Source organism: Psychrobacter sp. DM8 (assembly GCF_051307025.1).
GTDB lineage: Bacteria > Pseudomonadota > Gammaproteobacteria > Pseudomonadales > Moraxellaceae > Psychrobacter.
In genome coordinates, this window is record NZ_CP195538.1 from 914134 (window position 1) to 931345 (window position 17212).

The 17212-nt window shown below is 45.2% G+C and carries 17 protein-coding genes; 15 read left to right on the top strand and 2 right to left on the bottom strand.

Going from position 1 to position 17212, the window contains the following annotated elements; translation table 11 throughout:
* The first annotated feature begins 126 nt into the window (after positions 1 to 126).
* From ACR64J_RS04060 to ACR64J_RS04090, 7 genes are all read left to right on the top strand, one after another.
* Positions 127 to 1026, top strand: coding sequence for an SMP-30/gluconolactonase/LRE family protein (locus tag ACR64J_RS04060; RefSeq protein WP_435950550.1), 900 nt, complete (start codon positions 127 to 129; stop codon positions 1024 to 1026).
* A 176-nt stretch (positions 1027 to 1202) separates the two neighbouring features.
* Positions 1203 to 1937, top strand: coding sequence for a hypothetical protein (locus tag ACR64J_RS04065; protein WP_435950551.1), 735 nt, complete (start codon positions 1203 to 1205; stop codon positions 1935 to 1937).
* A gap of 167 nt (positions 1938 to 2104) precedes the next feature.
* Entirely contained in the window at positions 2105 to 2374 is a 270-nt protein-coding gene (locus ACR64J_RS04070) for a hypothetical protein (RefSeq protein WP_435950553.1), read from the top strand.
* A 23-nt stretch (positions 2375 to 2397) separates the two neighbouring features.
* Complete coding sequence (locus tag ACR64J_RS04075; RefSeq protein WP_435950555.1) at positions 2398 to 3438, top strand: amidohydrolase family protein; 1041 nt, start codon at positions 2398 to 2400, stop codon at positions 3436 to 3438.
* A 65-nt stretch (positions 3439 to 3503) separates the two neighbouring features.
* Positions 3504 to 3929 (top strand): amidohydrolase family protein, encoded by a 426-nt coding sequence (locus ACR64J_RS04080; protein WP_435950556.1) that lies wholly within the window; start codon positions 3504 to 3506, stop codon positions 3927 to 3929.
* Between the two features lie 201 nt (positions 3930 to 4130).
* Positions 4131 to 5027 (top strand): bifunctional methylenetetrahydrofolate dehydrogenase/methenyltetrahydrofolate cyclohydrolase FolD, encoded by an 897-nt coding sequence (gene folD, locus ACR64J_RS04085; RefSeq protein WP_435950557.1) that lies wholly within the window; start codon positions 4131 to 4133, stop codon positions 5025 to 5027.
* A 103-nt stretch (positions 5028 to 5130) separates the two neighbouring features.
* Positions 5131 to 5649 (top strand): phosphate-starvation-inducible protein PsiE, encoded by a 519-nt coding sequence (locus ACR64J_RS04090; protein ID WP_435950559.1) that lies wholly within the window; start codon positions 5131 to 5133, stop codon positions 5647 to 5649.
* Positions 5650 to 5711: 62 nt separating this feature from the next.
* Here the strand turns inward: ACR64J_RS04090 and corA are convergent, their stop codons facing one another.
* Together corA and ACR64J_RS04100 are read right to left on the bottom strand one after the other, a co-directional pair.
* Positions 5712 to 6914 carry a magnesium/cobalt transporter CorA gene (corA, locus tag ACR64J_RS04095; RefSeq protein WP_435950561.1) on the bottom strand — a complete coding sequence of 401 codons (1203 nt, stop codon included), beginning with the start codon at positions 6912 to 6914 and terminating at the stop codon, positions 5712 to 5714.
* 18 nt (positions 6915 to 6932) lie between these two features.
* Complete coding sequence (locus ACR64J_RS04100; protein WP_317199939.1) at positions 6933 to 7322, bottom strand: DUF2237 domain-containing protein; 390 nt, start codon at positions 7320 to 7322, stop codon at positions 6933 to 6935.
* A gap of 449 nt (positions 7323 to 7771) precedes the next feature.
* On the opposite strand from ACR64J_RS04100, the gene ACR64J_RS04105 reads away from it, so the two are divergent.
* From ACR64J_RS04105 to hisS, 8 genes are all read left to right on the top strand, one after another.
* Complete coding sequence (locus tag ACR64J_RS04105) at positions 7772 to 9046, top strand: ATP phosphoribosyltransferase regulatory subunit (RefSeq protein WP_435950563.1); 1275 nt, start codon at positions 7772 to 7774, stop codon at positions 9044 to 9046.
* Between the two features lie 163 nt (positions 9047 to 9209).
* Positions 9210 to 10499: an adenylosuccinate synthase gene (locus ACR64J_RS04110; RefSeq protein WP_435950564.1), complete on the top strand. Its 1290-nt coding sequence runs from the start codon at positions 9210 to 9212 to the stop codon at positions 10497 to 10499.
* Positions 10500 to 10753: 254 nt separating this feature from the next.
* Positions 10754 to 11185: a nucleoside-diphosphate kinase gene (gene ndk, locus ACR64J_RS04115; RefSeq protein WP_435950565.1), complete on the top strand. Its 432-nt coding sequence runs from the start codon at positions 10754 to 10756 to the stop codon at positions 11183 to 11185.
* 281 nt (positions 11186 to 11466) lie between these two features.
* The gene (gene rlmN / locus ACR64J_RS04120; RefSeq protein WP_435950567.1) at positions 11467 to 12702 is read left to right on the top strand and encodes a 23S rRNA (adenine(2503)-C(2))-methyltransferase RlmN; all 1236 of its coding nucleotides are present in this window, start codon (positions 11467 to 11469) and stop codon (positions 12700 to 12702) included.
* A gap of 295 nt (positions 12703 to 12997) precedes the next feature.
* The gene (gene pilW, locus ACR64J_RS04125) at positions 12998 to 13822 is read left to right on the top strand and encodes a type IV pilus biogenesis/stability protein PilW (RefSeq protein ID WP_435950569.1); all 825 of its coding nucleotides are present in this window, start codon (positions 12998 to 13000) and stop codon (positions 13820 to 13822) included.
* Entirely contained in the window at positions 13819 to 14634 is an 816-nt protein-coding gene (locus ACR64J_RS04130) for a helix-turn-helix domain-containing protein (RefSeq protein WP_435950571.1), read from the top strand. Before pilW ends, ACR64J_RS04130 begins: the two co-directional genes overlap by 4 nt.
* 73 nt (positions 14635 to 14707) lie before the next feature.
* Complete coding sequence (gene ispG, locus ACR64J_RS04135) at positions 14708 to 15823, top strand: flavodoxin-dependent (E)-4-hydroxy-3-methylbut-2-enyl-diphosphate synthase (RefSeq protein ID WP_435950573.1); 1116 nt, start codon at positions 14708 to 14710, stop codon at positions 15821 to 15823.
* Between the two features lie 91 nt (positions 15824 to 15914).
* Positions 15915 to 17195 (top strand): histidine--tRNA ligase, encoded by a 1281-nt coding sequence (hisS, locus tag ACR64J_RS04140; RefSeq protein WP_435950574.1) that lies wholly within the window; start codon positions 15915 to 15917, stop codon positions 17193 to 17195.
* The last annotated feature ends 17 nt before the right edge of the window (positions 17196 to 17212 follow it).

Here is a 17212-nt window from a genome sequence, read left to right on the forward strand (position 1 = left end):
TAAACCAAGATATTGTCATCGATATTTAACTTGCCTTACGACTAGTTCAAAAATTATGTTGCGCGCAGCAGTCGTTATTTTAAACCAACACTTTAAATACGAGTTTAAAAATTAGGAATGATGACAATGTCAAATTACGAGTTAAATGTGGTAGTAGATGACTTCCATTATTTAGAAGGACCGCGCTGGTACCAAGATGCCTTGTGGTTCGTCGATTTTTATACTAAAGGCGTGTACCGTATCAATGATGCTGGCGACGCTGAAAAGATCGTCCATGTTGAAGAACAACCCTCAGGCTTAGGCTGGTTACCTGATGGTCGTATGTTAGTGGTCTCCATGAAAGATCGAAAGATACTACGTTTAGAAGACGATGGCGAGCTAGTCGTTCATGCGGATATCTCTAAGCATTGCGGCGGACATGCCAACGATATGGTGGTTGCGCTAAATGGTAATGCTTATATTGGTGATTTTGGGTTTGATTTAACAGGCGGTGAGGACTTTAAAGAAACAGGGTTAGTGCTGGTTAGACCTGATGGTAGCTCACAAGTAGTCGCCGAAGGGTTATGCTTTCCAAATGGTATGGTCATCTCAGCAGATGAAAAGACCTTGATCGTCAACGAGATGTTTGGCAATAGAATCTCGCAATTTGAGGTGTATGATGATGGCACCTTAGGACCAAGACGAGACTTTGCAAACTTTGGCGAGCTTGGTGATGAGCCAGATCTATCTAAGCGTGTTGAGCGCGCTCAGATTCTACCCGATGGTTTGACCTTAGATCAAGAAGGCGCGGTTTGGATTGCCGATACTCTCAATCATCGCGTTGCACGTATCAAAGAGGGCGGGGAGATACTAGAGGTTGTCGAGACGGCCCCTGAAGGCATCTTTGCAGTCATGCTTGGCGGAGCTGATGGCAAAACGCTATTTATGTGTGCAGCGCTCGATTGGGATGAGGAGTCGCGCAAGGCTGAAACCAAAGGGCGCATGTTATCTACGCGAGTTGAAGTCGCTCACGATGGTACACCCTAAAATAACCCTTTATCATTGAATTAAGAAGCAACGACAGCAATGTGGTTGCTTTTTTTGGTTTAAGAAAAGCTCTTTTAGAGAGTGTCAAAGAGCAAGCAAATATCTTGTTTTATCCCTAAATATAAAGCAATATGAGCTATATTATATAGAGTCATCACCTACAAGGACGTTTTATCATGGCTACAAATACACTCCCTTTATCTGGCAAACTTACTCTAAAATTAGCGGTGCTAGGCGTATCAGTAGTTGCGCTACTAGCCAGCTCAGGCTGCGCGACCAATTCTTTATTGCAAGATAACAATACAGTGAGCGAGCGCTCTGTCAAGACCCTGCTATCGCAAGATCAAATCATCGCTTTTGGGCGTCCTGCGCAAATACTGCCTAAAACGCCAAATGCGACGATGGTCATCGTTGGTGAAAAGAACAGCTATGTCCTCACCCAAGGTGGAACTGAAATGGTCAATCTGCTGACCAATCTGACCCCAAAAAATATCCAAGTCGAAAACGATATGAGCTTTACCGTACCAAATAATGATGGCTACTTTCAAGGGCAGATGAAGCTATCTTATGCCAAACTAAAGGATGAGTTTGCCCGCAGCGATTACCAGTTCTTTTTACAAAACGGCGGACAAGATTGTACCTCTGCCAGTGACTTACGTATCAATGCACAGCGCTTTTGTTTTACCGTACCAGTCAAAGGTGCTATCTACCCGCAGGTGAGCAATTTGAGCATGATTCAATCGCAGTACCGTGCTTTGAGCAAACCCTATACTGTGACCTTTTATGGTCAAACTAAGCAAACCCAAGTCAATTCAGGCGGTACGAGTACGGCTGGTAAGCTAGTGTTATTACCTTTTGCGCTGGCCTTTGATGTGGTGACTTTTCCAATACAGCTGTTAGATAGTATATAAAGTTTTTACTCTAAGCCGTTTGTACAAGCAAACGCCGTCTTTCTAATCTAAAGAAAGGCGGTATTTTTTTTGTTTAATTAAAGTTAACCTAATGGTGTAATTATTAAGTTGTTATGATGAATTATAAAGGGTCATAAGGTAATTCTTAATAAAGGGGAGACTTAATAATGAAAAATCTGATTTTACTAGCGGGCGCGGCGGGCATGTTGAGCGCTTGCGCCGTACAAAATCCACCTACAAGTGTGAGTATGCCTACGACACTAGCAGCAGATATGATCGTGACTAATGCCAAAATTGCGGTAATGGATGACAAAAGAAGTATCGCTCAAGCCATAGCGATAAAAGATGGCAAAGTACTGCGTACGGGCAGTGACAAAGATATATTGCGTCTGCGTGATGGCGATACCCAGTCATCAATGCTGATGGCAAAACGGTGATACCAGGACTCAATGACTCGCATTTGCACGTTACGCGAGGTGGGCGCTTTTATAATTCAGAGCTGCGCTGGGATGGGGTTACATCACTCAAAGAAGCTTTGCGCATGCTAAAAGAACAGGCAGATCGGACGCCTGAAGGACAGTGGGTACGGGTTATTGGCGGCTGGTCCCCTTATCAGTTTGAAGAAAAGCGTATGCCGACCATTGAGGAGATCAATGAGGCGACAGGTGACACGCCAACTTTCGTATTGTATCTCTACAGTCGTGGCTGGCTCAATCAAGCGGGCCTTGACGCCTTGGGTATCGATGAAAATACCAAACCGCCTAACAATCAAAGCCGCTATGAAAAAGATAAAAACGGCAAGCTGACTGGCGTATTGCTAGCAGAGCCTAACGCCATGATCTTGTACCAAGTCATCGGTAAACTGCCGCCTTTATCTAATCAAGAAAAGATCAACTCAACCAAGCACTTTAACCGTGAGCTTAATCGTTTTGGTCTGACCAGTGCTATTGATGCAGGTGGTGGCGGTCATACTTATCCTGAAGATTACGAAGCGGCAAAGACACTCGCAGAAGCAGGAGAGTCATCTTTACGTGTCTCCTACTATCTATTCCCGCAAAAGGCAGGCGAGGAGCGCGCCGCTTTTGAGAAATGGATGGCGAACAATACCGCAGATGTCAATGAAGATAGCGATCTTGAACACGGCTACGAGCTAAAGGGTGGTGGTGAGTATATGACATGGGCGGCAGGCGACTTTGAGAATTTTTTATCTCCTAAGCCTTTGATCAAAAATAACGAAGGCTGGCGCAAGCAAACCAAAGAGATTATTCAGATGCATGTCAACGAGGGCTGGTCATTTAGGCAGCATTCGACCTATGGTGAGAACACCGCCCTGATCGTCGATTTGGTTGATGAGATTGACCGCGAGAACAATGGCAAAATTCGCAATGAGATGCGCTGGGCAATTGATCATGCCGAAACTGTCAATGATGAAACGCTTAAAGAAATCAAACGTCTAGGCGGCGGCATATCGATACAAGATCGCATGGCCTATGCAGGCTAGTATTTCTTAGATCGTTACGGCGCTGAGGCTGCTAGTACTTCGCCGCCATTCAAAAGATATTTGACATGGGTATTCCACTTGGGGCAGGTACTGACGGTACGCGAGTTTCAAGTTATAACCCTTGGATTGCGCTGTACTGGATGACGACAGGTAAGACAGTCGGCGGCACGCCGCTATATGGCAAAGATAACGTTCTCTCTAGAGCAGATGCACTAGAGGTGTATACCAAAGGCAGCGCTTGGTTCTCAAATGAAGAAACGGTAAAAGGTACTCTTGAGCCAGGTATGTATGCTGACTTTGCACTATTGTCTGATGATTACTTTAGTGTCCCCGATGAGAAAATCAAAACTATCGAAGCCGACCTTACCGTCGTTGGTGGTGACGTAGTATATGGCACCGGTAAATACAGTAAACTTGCGCCAACACTAGCGCCTGTGATTCCAAACTGGTCTCCGGTAAAATACTACGGCGGTTATCAAAACGCCAAGTAAATTATTGAAATTGCGATAAAGAATCGGTCTATTATTAGGCCGTTTTTTTGTATTGATATTAACCATTCAACACGCTCTAGGATTTTGGCGCGTAGGCAGGTACAATACTAGATATACACAGAGACTTATTAAGCAAAGGACAGGCATGTAAGATACTTACGCGCGCTGTCCTTATTTTTTCGCTTTTTTATTGGAGTTATCATGTCACTTGCTCAAGCGTCGTCAACCGCTCACTCTGCTACTGTTTTGGACGGCAAAGCCCTTGCCAAAGAGATAGAGCAGCAACTACAGACTCGCGTTGCAGCGATCAAAGCTAAGACAGGACGCACGCCAAGCCTTGCGACGATATTAGTCGGCAGCGACCCTGCTTCTGCCACCTATGTGCGTATGAAAGGCAATGCTTGTAAGCGTGTCGGTATGGACTCTATTCGTGTTGAGATGCCAAGTGAGACGACGACTGAGCAGCTGATGGCAAAGATTGATGAACTCAATAACAACGCTGATGTCCACGGTATTTTGCTTCAGCATCCAGTGCCTGAGCATATCGATGAGCGTGCCTGTTTTGAGCAGATCGCACTAGCAAAAGATGTCGATGGCGTGACCAGTTTGGGCTTTGGTCGTATGAGCATGCAGCAGCCTGCTTACGGCTCGTGTACGCCCCAAGGCATCATGCATTTGCTCGCGCATTATAATATTGAGCTGGCAGGTCGCGAAGCAGTGGTCGTAGGTCGTAGTCCCATCTTAGGTAAGCCGATGGCGATGATGTTATTAAATGCTAATTGTACGGTGACGATTTGTCATTCTAGAACGCAGGATTTGGCCGCTCATGTACAGCGCGCTGATATCATCGTCGGTGCAGTAGGCGTACCTGAGCTAATCAAATCAGAATGGATAAAAGCAGGCGCGGTTGTTATTGATGCAGGCTTTCATCCAACAGATGACGGCGGCGTTGGAGATATTCAAATGCAAGGGATAGCAGAAATAGCCAGTGCTTACACGCCAGTACCAGGCGGCGTTGGACCGATGACTATCAATACCCTTATTCGCCAAACAGTAGAGGCCGCTGAAAAATCAGCAGGGTTGGCACTCAAAGTGTAAACGTATTAAATTTTCGCTGAGCATTTCTACACTGATCGCCAGTACCTAAAACGTTTGAGAATGTACTCACTTAAACTATCATTACCAGTAGGTAGAATCTGAAATGACTAAAAGAGATGTAGATATTCATAAGCGACTACAAAGTATCGGCAGAGAATTTTTAGATGTTGCGCATTACATTATATTGTTTTTGATCAGTGTGGTAGTCATCTGGACTGCAGGCAAAGAGTTTATTTATATTGTTCAAAAAGGTTCAGCGGCTTTGAAAGATATTTTAATGCTATTTATCTATCTTGAGCTGCTCGCTATGATCGGTATTTATTTTAAAACCCATCGTCTGCCTGTTCAGTTTTTGATATTCATTGCGATTACCGCTTTATCACGACACTTAGTAGTTGATGTGCAGGCTGTATCGGATTACTTTCATCTATGGCTACTGGCAACCATCTCTATAGCTATCTTGGCGTTGAGCGCGTCTATTGTCGTTCTAACGTGGACGGCAAAAACGTTTGGTCGACCAGAGGATAATATTCAGCGCCAACATACAGATACAACACTAAAAACACTACTGCTGCAAAATGCTCAAAATTCAAATAACGAGCCGAAATCTGATCATAAATAAGGGCTTCTAAAAATTATACAGCTGGCTAAGCTATAGTAGGTAGTGCTGTGTTATATAATGCTCTATAACCATTTTAACCTTTTAAAGTTGTAGTACAGATAACTACACAGTGCAAGAATGAGTCCCATGATGACCAGATAAGAGTACTTCCAATGTAGCTCTGGCATAAAGTCAAAGTTCATACCATAGATACCCGCAATAGCCGTTGGTACTGCCAAGATACCTGCCCAAGCCGCCAGCTTACGCACCACTTCGTTCTGTCCCATGTTGACCATGGCCATATAGGTATTCATTACCACGCTGAGCATCTCATTGAGACCATTAATGGCGTCTAAAGAATGTAATAGATGGTCGTTCACATCACGAAAGTAGGGTTTAGCTGCTTGTGAGAAGCCTGAGACCAGCTCGCTCTTTTTGTGATTGATAAAAAAGCTGCAGATGTCTTGTACGGGCAAGATAATAGCGCGCATATGCACTAGTTGTGATTTGAGCTCATAGAGGTTTTTTAATGTGCTCTTATTAAACTCATAGGTAAAGACATAGCGCTCTTGCTCGCGCAGATACTGCCCTAAGCGATCGGTGATAGGCATATAGTTATCGACGATAAAATCGAGAATGGCGTGCAAAACAAAGATAGGCCCCATACGCAACTTCTCAGGGCGACGATGGCAGTGCTCGCGCACAGGCGCGTAGGAATTTGAGGGGCCATTACGAATGGTAATCAGATAGTTTTTGCCCATAAATATCGCGGTAGTACCGTAACGGATGACGTTGTCCTCTAACTTGGCAGTACGCAGAACGACAAATACCATGTCATTATCATAGTTCTCAACCTTAGCGCGCTGATGATCGGCAAAAGCATCCTCAACCGCCAGCTCATGGAGTCCAAAGGCGTTTTGTACCTTTATCATGGTCTCAAGACTGGGATCATAAAGACCGAGCCAGATAAACTGACCGCTATTACTTAGAGCGCGGCTGACATCGTTGAGTGCCACTTGAGTGATCTTTTCACCTGTTTTACGTGAGTAGGAATAGCAGCTGACGACTTCATCAATGCTGGTATATTCTATATCTTCATAGCGCTCAGAATCTGGATCATAAACCGTCATGGTCTCGATAGTATCTGCAAGCGTGCTATCAGCGTCGCCATAGATATAGCTGTCATAATCAGCAATATAAGGCTGACCTGAGTAGATATGTTTGAGGTTGGTATCAGGGGTGATATGGGTATTGGTTTTTACCGCAAGATCGTCGTTATCCATCATCTCTTATCCATGCCTAAACTAAAGAGCGAAGCGTTTTAGCGTATCGATATCGACTAAGGTCAGTAAGCTTTCATGACAAGCCTCTAGCTTGATTTGCGGAGCAATATCAAAATCGAGCGCCTCAACCCAGCGCAGCGCGCAGATACACCAGTAGTCACCAGGTTTGAGACCAGCAAAATTATACTCAGGTAACGGGGTGATCAAATCATTGCCACGATCGGCTGAAAAGCTCAAAAATTCACTAGTCATCTTGGCGCAGACAGTATGCTGACCGACATCAAAGTGACCTGTGTGACAAAATCCATTACGGTAGTAGCCAGTAATAGGATCAAAGCAGCAGCTAGCAAGAGCGGTGCCTAATACGTTGGTTTGGTTGATATCGGGACTTGGGTGGTGGTCAATCGACATAAGATTTCCAGATAAATGATAAGTAAGCGCTAGTGTACCATGAGTCTATCTTGCTGCCATGGCAGATTTTATATCTAGGTTGACTGCCAATGGTAAAGCTTAAGCCAGCAGGTAGCGCCGCAGGCGAAAGAATATAAATAATCAGTCGTTATTGGCGTTAATTATGGCTAGGCGAACTCTAGTCGCTATGCTAAACTTAAGCGCAAAGTGCTTAAATAGCAAAGTATTAAGAACAAGTACTTGGTTATATAACCAGTAAAAAGCATTTTGATTATCTATTTTAGCCTCTCAATAATCTCTACTGCCACCGTTTAGGTATGACCTAGTTTTGGTATTAATAATTTTAGTATCATTAGGCAGATAGTGTTGTGTGCTAAAAACTTTTATTTGATCGTCACCTTTTATCATACTGCGTTTTTGGTAAGCGATATACCAAACAAGGATTTATTGTGCCTGCTAGTTCTGATTCTGCTCAATCTAATGCTCTGCCGACTCTAAGCAGTGCTCACCTTAGCCAATTTGCAGGGGAAACAGCCAATCATTGGCTACTGCCTGATGGCGTCGTTGACGTCTTATTTGATGATGCGCAAAAGCAAGAAATCTTGCGTCATCAATTGATCCAGCAGCTCATCACCCATGGCTATCAGCTGGTTAATCCGCCGATAATTGAGTTTACTGAGTCTCTGCTAAGAGACGCCTCAGAGGATCTAAAAAGGCAAACGTTTAAGATTATCGATCAGCTGACTGGGCGTTTGATGGGGGTGCGCGCGGATATCACTCCGCAGATTTTGCGTATTGATGCTCATCACGGCGGCAGAGCAATCGCTCGCTACTGTTATGCAGGCGACGTTATTCATACGTTGCCATCGGGCTTGTTTGGCTCGCGTACGCCGCTGCAATTAGGCGCTGAGATTTTTGGCTGTCATGCTATTGACGCCGATATCGAGCTGATAGATGTGCTGATGACGATGATAACGGCGCTAAAAATGAGCGCTAATTTGCACATTGACTTAGGTCATGTGGCTATCTTTAAGCGTCTAAGCGAGCTAGCTGAATTATCAGATAATGATACTGAGCAGCTCATGTATCTCTATGCCAACAAGAACTTGCCAGAGCTTAAACGAGTCTGCCAGTCCCTGCCGATGGGCACAGATTTTTATGTCCTAGCACGCAATGGACACGATACCGAGCAGCTATTGGCAAAGCTATCAGATGATGCCAAGCAAGACAAACAAATCGCTAGCGCGATCGATGAGCTACAACTGCTTACAAGCCATCTACAGGATAAATGGCGATGCGATGTGAGTATCGATATTACTGAGCTCTCAGGCTATCACTATCATACAGGCATCGTCTTTAACGGTTATATCAATAGCGAGACCCAGCCTTTAGTGCGCGGCGGACGATTTGATGGGATGAGCGGTAGTCAATTATCGAACGAGCCTCTATTGAACGAGCTTAAGCGCGCGGCGACAGGGTTTAGTATGGATGTCAGTCGCCTGCTAGCTCATGTCAAACTAGATGATGCCACCGTTGTCCTTGTAGATTACCAAGCGAGCAGTAATGCTGACGCGAGTCAGAAACAGGCGCTACAGCAAAAAATAGTACAGCTACGTGAGCAGGGCAATCGCGTGACTATGCCGTTAAATGAGCAAGATAGTCCGCAGGGCATGACGCATCGACTCACACTGCATAATAATGACTGGCAATTGATCGCTGTTTAAACATATAGCATTTATAACGGCACCAAAAGTTTATTAAATACACTCGTACCGTTTTATAGTAGCGCAATTATCAGATGTATCAGTACTACCAAAGGTAAGCTGATAAGTTTGAGAGTAAGCTGGTTTAAAACGAGTACTCAATACAGTAGCGTAAGGATTTATCATGGGTAAGAATGTCGTAGTTTTGGGTAGCCAATGGGGCGATGAAGGCAAAGGCAAAATCGTTGATTTGCTGACTGAAAAAGCCACTGCCGTTGCACGTTTTCAGGGCGGTCATAACGCAGGTCACACCTTAGTGGTCGACGGAAAAACGACTATTTTGCATCTGATTCCATCAGGTATCCTACGTGAGGGCGTGACTTGCTTTATTGGTAATGGCGTGGTGCTAGCGCCTGACGCTTTGCTCAAAGAGATGAGGGAGCTTGAGGCTAACGATGTTCCAGTACGCGAGCGTTTGCGTATCTCGCCCAATTGCCCACTTATCATGCCGTATCATGTGGCACTTGATCAAGCTCGTGAAGCTCGCCGCGGCAGTGGCAAAATCGGTACGACAGGTCGCGGTATTGGTCCTGCCTATGAAGACAAAGTCGCTCGCCGTGCGATCAAGCTTGCTGATCTGTTCCGTGATGATCTAGAAGAAAAACTACGTAACCTTATTGAGTATCATAACTTTCAATTGACGCAGTACTATAAAGTCGATGCCATTGACTTTGATGAGACGCTCAAGCTGTGCCAAGAGTGGCGCGAGGAAATCAAAGGTATGGTCACTGATGTCACTGAAGATTTGAATCAGTTGCGTTTAGCGGGCAAGAATTTGATGTTTGAAGGCGCGCAAGGCACGCTACTCGATATCGATCATGGCACTTATCCGTTTGTCACCAGCTCTAGTGTTACCGCAGGCGGCGTCTCTACGGGTACGGGTATCGGTCCTTTATACTTAGATTATGTTTTAGGTATCACAAAGGCCTATACCACTCGCGTCGGTAGCGGTCCGTTTCCAACGGAGCTGTTTGATGATGTGGGCGCGCATCTTGCCCGTGTTGGTCATGAGTTTGGTGCGACGACGGGACGTGCGCGTCGCTGTGGTTGGTTCGACGCCGAAGCCCTGCGCCGCGCTGTGGTATTAAACTCATTGTCAGGTATCTGCTTGACTAAGCTTGATGTATTAGACGGTTTAGAAGAGCTGATGATTGGTGTGGGTTACAATCTGCCAGAGACTGAATGCGCAGGCGCTCATGATGCCGAGTTTTATGAGTCTGTGACGCCAAAGTACGAAACCTTGCAAGGTTGGAGCGAGTCAACAGTCGGTATCACTAACTATGATGATCTGCCAGAAAATGCCAAAATCTACATCAAGCGTATCGAAGCACTCATCGATTGTCCTATCGATATTATCTCAACGGGTCCTGACCGCGAAGAGACTATCGTACTGCGCGATCCGTATGATGCTTAATTGATATTTTGCTGACAGTAAATAAATAGCTTTGATTTAAAAGGTCTCAATAAGTATTGGGACTTTTTGTTTTTGGGTCTATAGTTATCTTTTACTAAGGGACAATTATAAATTATCCCTATCATTTATAGCGTCAATCATTATAATAGGCAGCAATCACACGTTTAGGCGCAGATATACGCATTAGTATGCCTAAACGTCATAGTGATCACAGATATTTACCCTTTTTATTCACATTTTATTAGGAGCTACACATGGCTAACGAACGTACTTTATCTATTATTAAACCTGACGCGGTTGGCGGCAATCATATCGGCGCAATCTATAGCCGTTTTGAAGACGCGGGCCTAAAAATCGTTGCCGCAAAAATGATGCAATTAGATGACGAAAAAGCAGGCGGCTTTTACGCTGAGCACGCTGAGCGTCCATTTTATAACGATCTAAAATCATTCATGATGTCAGGTCCAGTACTCGTATCAGTACTAGAAGGCGAAAACGCTATCGCTCGTCATCGTGAAATCATGGGTGCAACCAACCCAAAAGACGCGGAAAAAGGCACTATCCGTGCTGATTTTGCTAGCAGCATCGATGAAAACGCGGTACATGGTTCAGATTCAGCAGAATCTGCCAAACGTGAAATCAGCTACTTCTTCAACGATGATGAAGTCTGTGCGCGTACCCGTTAATTTGTATCGCTGGTAACCACTAAAGCGATATAGAATATTTAAACGGCTTATATCTTATGGGTATAAGCCGTTTTAGCGCTTTGTTGTTGAAATTAGCGACCATTTGCCTCATCATCTGTATTTACATAGCGTTATCAATCCCTTATCAGCATGTTCTATTATTCAATACAAAAAGCACGCTCATAACGGATTGCTTATGCCGCATTTCTAGCATGATGATTTATATACTTGCATCTCAATACTTGCGCCGCTTATGAGTGGGTGCAAAAAAGGTATTTATTATGTCAACGATTCAAACCATTCAAGCGCCAACTCAGCATGTCCCTGCCAAGACTACAAGTATCAAGCTAGTAGACGAAGCAAAAGCCAAGACCAATCTACTTGGTATGACGCAAGCGCAACTGGCCGAGTACTTCAAGAGTATAGGCGAGAAGCCGTTTCGCGCCACCCAAGTCATTAAATGGATCTATCAGCACGGTGTCACTGACTTCGATCAGATGACCAATTTAAGTAAATCCTTGCGTGATAAATTATCACAAAATGCCTGCGTGACACCGCCAAAGGTAATTCATCGTCAGTATAGTAACGACGGTACGCGTAAATGGGTGTTTGAAGTCACAGGCGGCTCTTTGGTTGAGACCGTATTGATACCGGCAGATGACAGTAAAGAAAACGGCCGCAAAACCTTATGTATATCCTCACAAGTGGGCTGCGCGCTGGATTGTAGTTTTTGTAGCACCGGCAAACAAGGCTTCGAGCGTGATTTGAGTGCCGCTGAGATATTAGGTCAGTTGTGGGTCGCTAATGCCTCTTATATGACTGATGACAATGACAGCTTAGAGCATGTCGATCATAGTTTGTGGGAGAACAACGTCACTAACGTGGTGATGATGGGCATGGGCGAGCCGCTCCTCAACTACACCCCTGTGGTTAGCTCTATGGAGCTGATGCTCAGTGATCATGGCTATGGCTTATCCAAGCGCCGCGTGACCTTATCAACGTCAGGCGTGGTGCCCAAGATGTATGAGCTGGCACAAGATATCGATGTGGCGCTCGCTATATCCTTGCATGCGCCAAATGACGAGCTACGTAATGAGCTGGTACCTATTAATAAAAAGTACCCGCTTGAGCAATTGATGGCCGCTGCTCGCAACTATGTCTATGAGGTCAATCCACGCCACAAAAAACATGTGACGATAGAGTATGTGATGCTAGATGGTGTCAACGACAGTAATGAGCACGCGCGGGAATTAGTCGCTTTACTAGGTGATCTGCCTAGTAAAATTAATCTGATTCCGTTTAATCCGTTCCCACATGCCAATTACGACAAATCAAGTAATAATCGCATTCATGCCTTTAGCAATATTTTAAGCGAAGCTGGTTTTGTCTGTACCATACGTCAAACGCGTGGCGATGATATTGACGCCGCTTGTGGTCAATTGGTCGGACAGGTGGCTGATCGTACTCGGCGCTCAGCGGCGTGGCAACAAAGTATTAAAGATAGAGAAGAGAGCTGAGGCTAGTAAGTTGTCTTTTTATGACAGTATAATATTCACTTGGCAAAGTAAATTGTACTTATAGATTGCAAATCTATTAAACTGATGCTGCACCGTTTCACAGTGTTGACAATCACCAAAGATCTTATCGCGTTAGAGTGCCTAAGCTGCACGCGATAACCAAGGTGAAAAACCTGTTTTGAATAATCGTTTAATGGTAGCTTTAATGATGCTTAAATACTTATATCAACCCAAATGCTCTTTTTTAACTCATAAAAGTACACACTGTAGACAAAGCTTTGCGACTTATAAACTGGTGACGGCAAGTGTCGTTCTCTTATCTGTGGCAGGGTGTCAGAGCAGTCAAAATACAGACTTGCTTGGTGGTACGCGTTATCAGACCACAACGCAGGCAAGCGATAATCGTAGTGTCGATAAGCAGGAAGTGGCGCGCGTTCGTACCACGCTTGCTGCGCAATATATTCGAAAAAATGAGCTGGATACCGCGCAGCGACAACTCGAAAAAGCTTTTGCTGCCGATAGCAGGTACGCGCCTGCCTATGATATGATGGGCGTTTTGTTACAGCAAGAAGGCAGCCGCATAAATTTGCAAAAGGCGGATCAGTATTTTAAAAAGGCGATCACCTTAGATCCTGATTTTGTGCAGGCGCGTAACAACTACGGTGTTTATTTATCACAGATGGATCGCTATAAGGAAGCCGCTGAGCAGTTTGAGATTGCAGGCGCGACTCTCGGTTACGAAGGCCGGATCGGCGCGCTTGAAAATTTGGGGCGCACCTACCTTCAGCTCAATGATAATCCAGCTGCAGCAAAAGCATTTTTGCGCGCACTAGACGGTAACCGTAGTAGTATTATTGCCCATATCGAGCTGGTTGATCTGCTCCTTGAGCAGCAGCGCGTACAGCAAGCACAACGACTCTATGATGAGACTTTAATACTGGTGCAAGGGCAAGGCGTAAGTCCACGACTTATGCTCCAAGGCATCAAACTTGCTGACGCACAAAACCAGATATCAACGCGCCAGCAGTTAGCGCAGCAACTTCTATCCGCTTATCCACTCAGCGATGAAGCAAAACAACTTAAGAATTGGCTTAATAACCCAGAGGCTCCATGGAAATGACCACCCCTTCATCACATCAATCATCTGGCGCTCAGGGATCATTCGGTGCTATGTTGCAGCAGGCGCGAGCATCAAAGCAGATCAGTTTAGACGAGGCTGCTAGCGAGCTATTTATATTAAAGCGTCACCTGCAAGCATTGGAGAATGAGAACTTCTCTGATTTGCCGCAAGTTGCTTTTGCGCGTGGTTTTGCGATTAATTATGCTAAGTTCTTAGATTTGGATCCAATCAAAGTCGCAGATAGTTTTGATGCCGCTTACCCCAATGAGCTTAAGCAGCTCTCAGTCAATAATATCGACTCGCCACTTAGACCTATGGGTACTTTGCAGCGCGATACGCACAATCGTATCCGTTTTAATCCTATGCTTGTTATCGCTGTGATTGCTCTAATTATCCTAGCGATATTCTTGTATCGTATGGTGAGCAATGCTACCAGCGATAACGCTCAAGAGCCAACGCCGCTATCAGAGGACATCTCAGTTGCTGAGCAGACTCAAGGCGCTGCAATCGATAACCAAGATACGGTTGGCGCTTCAGGATCGGCGCTTAATTTAGGTGAGCCTACGACTAATGCTCGCTTGCCACTTGTGGTCAGTATTACCGATCCCGTCGTCGTCAATATCACAGACGCTGCAGGCAGCAGCCTTATGACAGGTGATCAGACTGCGGGTACTTATGAGCTTTTAGGCGCGCCGCCTTTGAACGTCAATATCAGTGATACCGCTGGTGTCAGCATGACGTTTAATCAAGAGCCAGTTGCTATGGATGAGTATGCAGCGGGCGACCAAGCCAGCTTCATCTTAAATCCATAAGCTTATAAGCTTAAATAAAACGCCAAGCTTAGCGGTATCAATCGATTGCGATTTTTAAATAAAGGATGTTTATATGTCTATGCCTACACCTATTAACCGTCGTCAAACCAAAAAAATCTATGTTGGCGATGTGGCAATCGGTGGCGACGCGCCTATTAGTGTACAAAGTATGACCAATACTGACACCTGCGATGTTGCAGCTACCGTTGCTCAGATTGAGCGCTGCGTTGAGGCTGGGGCTGATATGATGCGCGTATCGACGCCGACGATGGATACGGTCGAAGCCTTTGGCAAGATTCGCAAATTAGTTAGTGTGCCGCTAATTGCCGACGTACATTTTGATCATAAAATTGCTTTAGCAGTAGCAGAGGCGGGCGCTGATTGCTTGCGTATTAACCCAGGTAATATCGGTAGCGATGCCAAGGTACGTGAAGTAGTCGCTTGTGCTCGTCATCATAATATTCCGATTCGTATTGGTGTCAACGCAGGCTCGCTCGAAAAAGACATTCAGCGCAAATACACCGAGCCGACTGGGGAGGCGATGCTTGAGTCGGCCATGCGTCATATCGATATCTTAGATCGTCTAAACTTTGATCAATACAAAGTCTCAGTCAAAGCCAGTAATGTATTTTTGACGATGGATGCGTATCGCCTGATATCTGCGCAGATTGATAATCCGCTGCATTTGGGCGTGACTGAAGCGGGCGTCTATCGTACTGGCGCGGTCAAGTCAGCTATTGCATTAGGCGGTTTACTACTTGATGGTATTGGCGATACGATTCGTATATCGCTCGCCGCAGAGCCTGAAGAAGAAATTAAAATAGGTTTTGATATTCTAAAGTCCCTTAATATTCGCTCAAATGGCGTTAACTTTATTGCTTGTCCAAGCTGCTCGCGCCAAGAGTTTGATGTGATTAGAGTCATGACTGCCCTTGAGTCGCGTTTAGAGGATATACGCGAGCCGATGAATTTATCGGTTATAGGCTGCAAGGTTAACGGCCCAGGTGAAGCTAAAGAGGCGGATATAGGAATTGTGGGTGCAGCGCCCAAATCTTTGGTCTACCGCATGGGCGAGAAGAGTCATCTGATTGATACCACCAACTTAGTTGATGAAATCGAAACGATGGTGCGTGAGCATGCTGATAAGCTTGCCAAAGCACGCGAAAATGAGATTATCAGAGTCGGATAAGCAGTCGAGTAGCTTAAAAACTAGCACTAAATAGTCTAGCACTAAATAATAATGATAAAGTACAAGTGATTCTTAGGGATATAAAGGCACCATGATAAAAGCGATCAAAGGGTTTAACGATATCTTGCCAGAACAAGCGGCAAAATGGCTACGTTTAGAGAAAATACTAGCAGAAGTACTCGCTAGATATGGCTATGAACATATCCGTTTGCCTATCGTTGAGCAGACAGATCTGTTTGCAAGAGCGATCGGTGGGGCAACCGATATCGTCGAAAAAGAGATGTATAGCTTTATTGATAAGTCTGAGCCACCAACGCCGCTTACCTTGCGCCCAGAGGGTACGGCAGGAGCGGTACGCGCGGTCATCGAGCATAACCTGTTGCGCGGTGATGCACCCAAATTGTGGTACATAGGGCCTATGTTTCGTTATGAGCGTCCGCAAAAAGGCCGCTATCGTCAGTTTCATCAGCTCGGTGTCGAGAGCTTTGGTAGTGCGTTACCTGATGCCGATGCTGAACTGATTGCCATGACTTATCTTATGTGGCAAATGCTGGGTCTCAAAGACGAGATGCAGCTGCAACTCAATAGCTTAGGCGAGAGTGATGAGCGCCATGCTTATCGTGATGCGCTGGTTAGCTATTTAACGGATAAGCAAGATCAGCTCGATGAAGACAGCAAGCGCCGCTTGAGTACCAATCCACTACGGATATTGGATAGTAAAGAGGCGAGCACGCAGGCTCTCTTAGCGGATGCGCCAAAGCTTGCTGACTTTTTGAGTGATGAAAGCACGGCTCACTTTGAACAAGTCAAAGCTTATTTGGATGAGTTGGGCATTAAGTACGAGATTAACCCGCATTTGGTACGGGGCCTTGATTACTACAACAAAACCGTCTTTGAATGGGTGACTGATAAGCTTGGTAGTCAGGCAACGGTGTGCGCAGGCGGGCGTTATGATGGACTTATTGGTCAGCTAAAATCTATGAATACTGACAAACCTGCTAAGTCTGAGCCTGGTGTTGGTTTTGCTATGGGTCTGGAGCGTCTGCTTTTATTAATAGAAGCAGTCGCACCTTTTGATGACGTCGCTGCATGTGATGTCTTTGTGGTTGCGCACCCTGATGTCTATAGCGCAGGCGTACGTTTTGCACAAAATCTGCGCTATGATAGAGCGGACTTGCGCATAAAAATGGGCGGGGCAACGAGCCTTAAAGCACAAATGAAAAAAGCGGATAAATCGGGTGCTAGATTGACCGTTATTATCGCACAGCAAGAGCTTGATGAGCAGACCATTAGCATCAAAAATATGCAAACAGGCGAGCAGCAGACGGTCGAGCAGCAGTGGTTATCTAGTACGGATAATTTTTCGATTTAGTGACAATTAAATTTAGC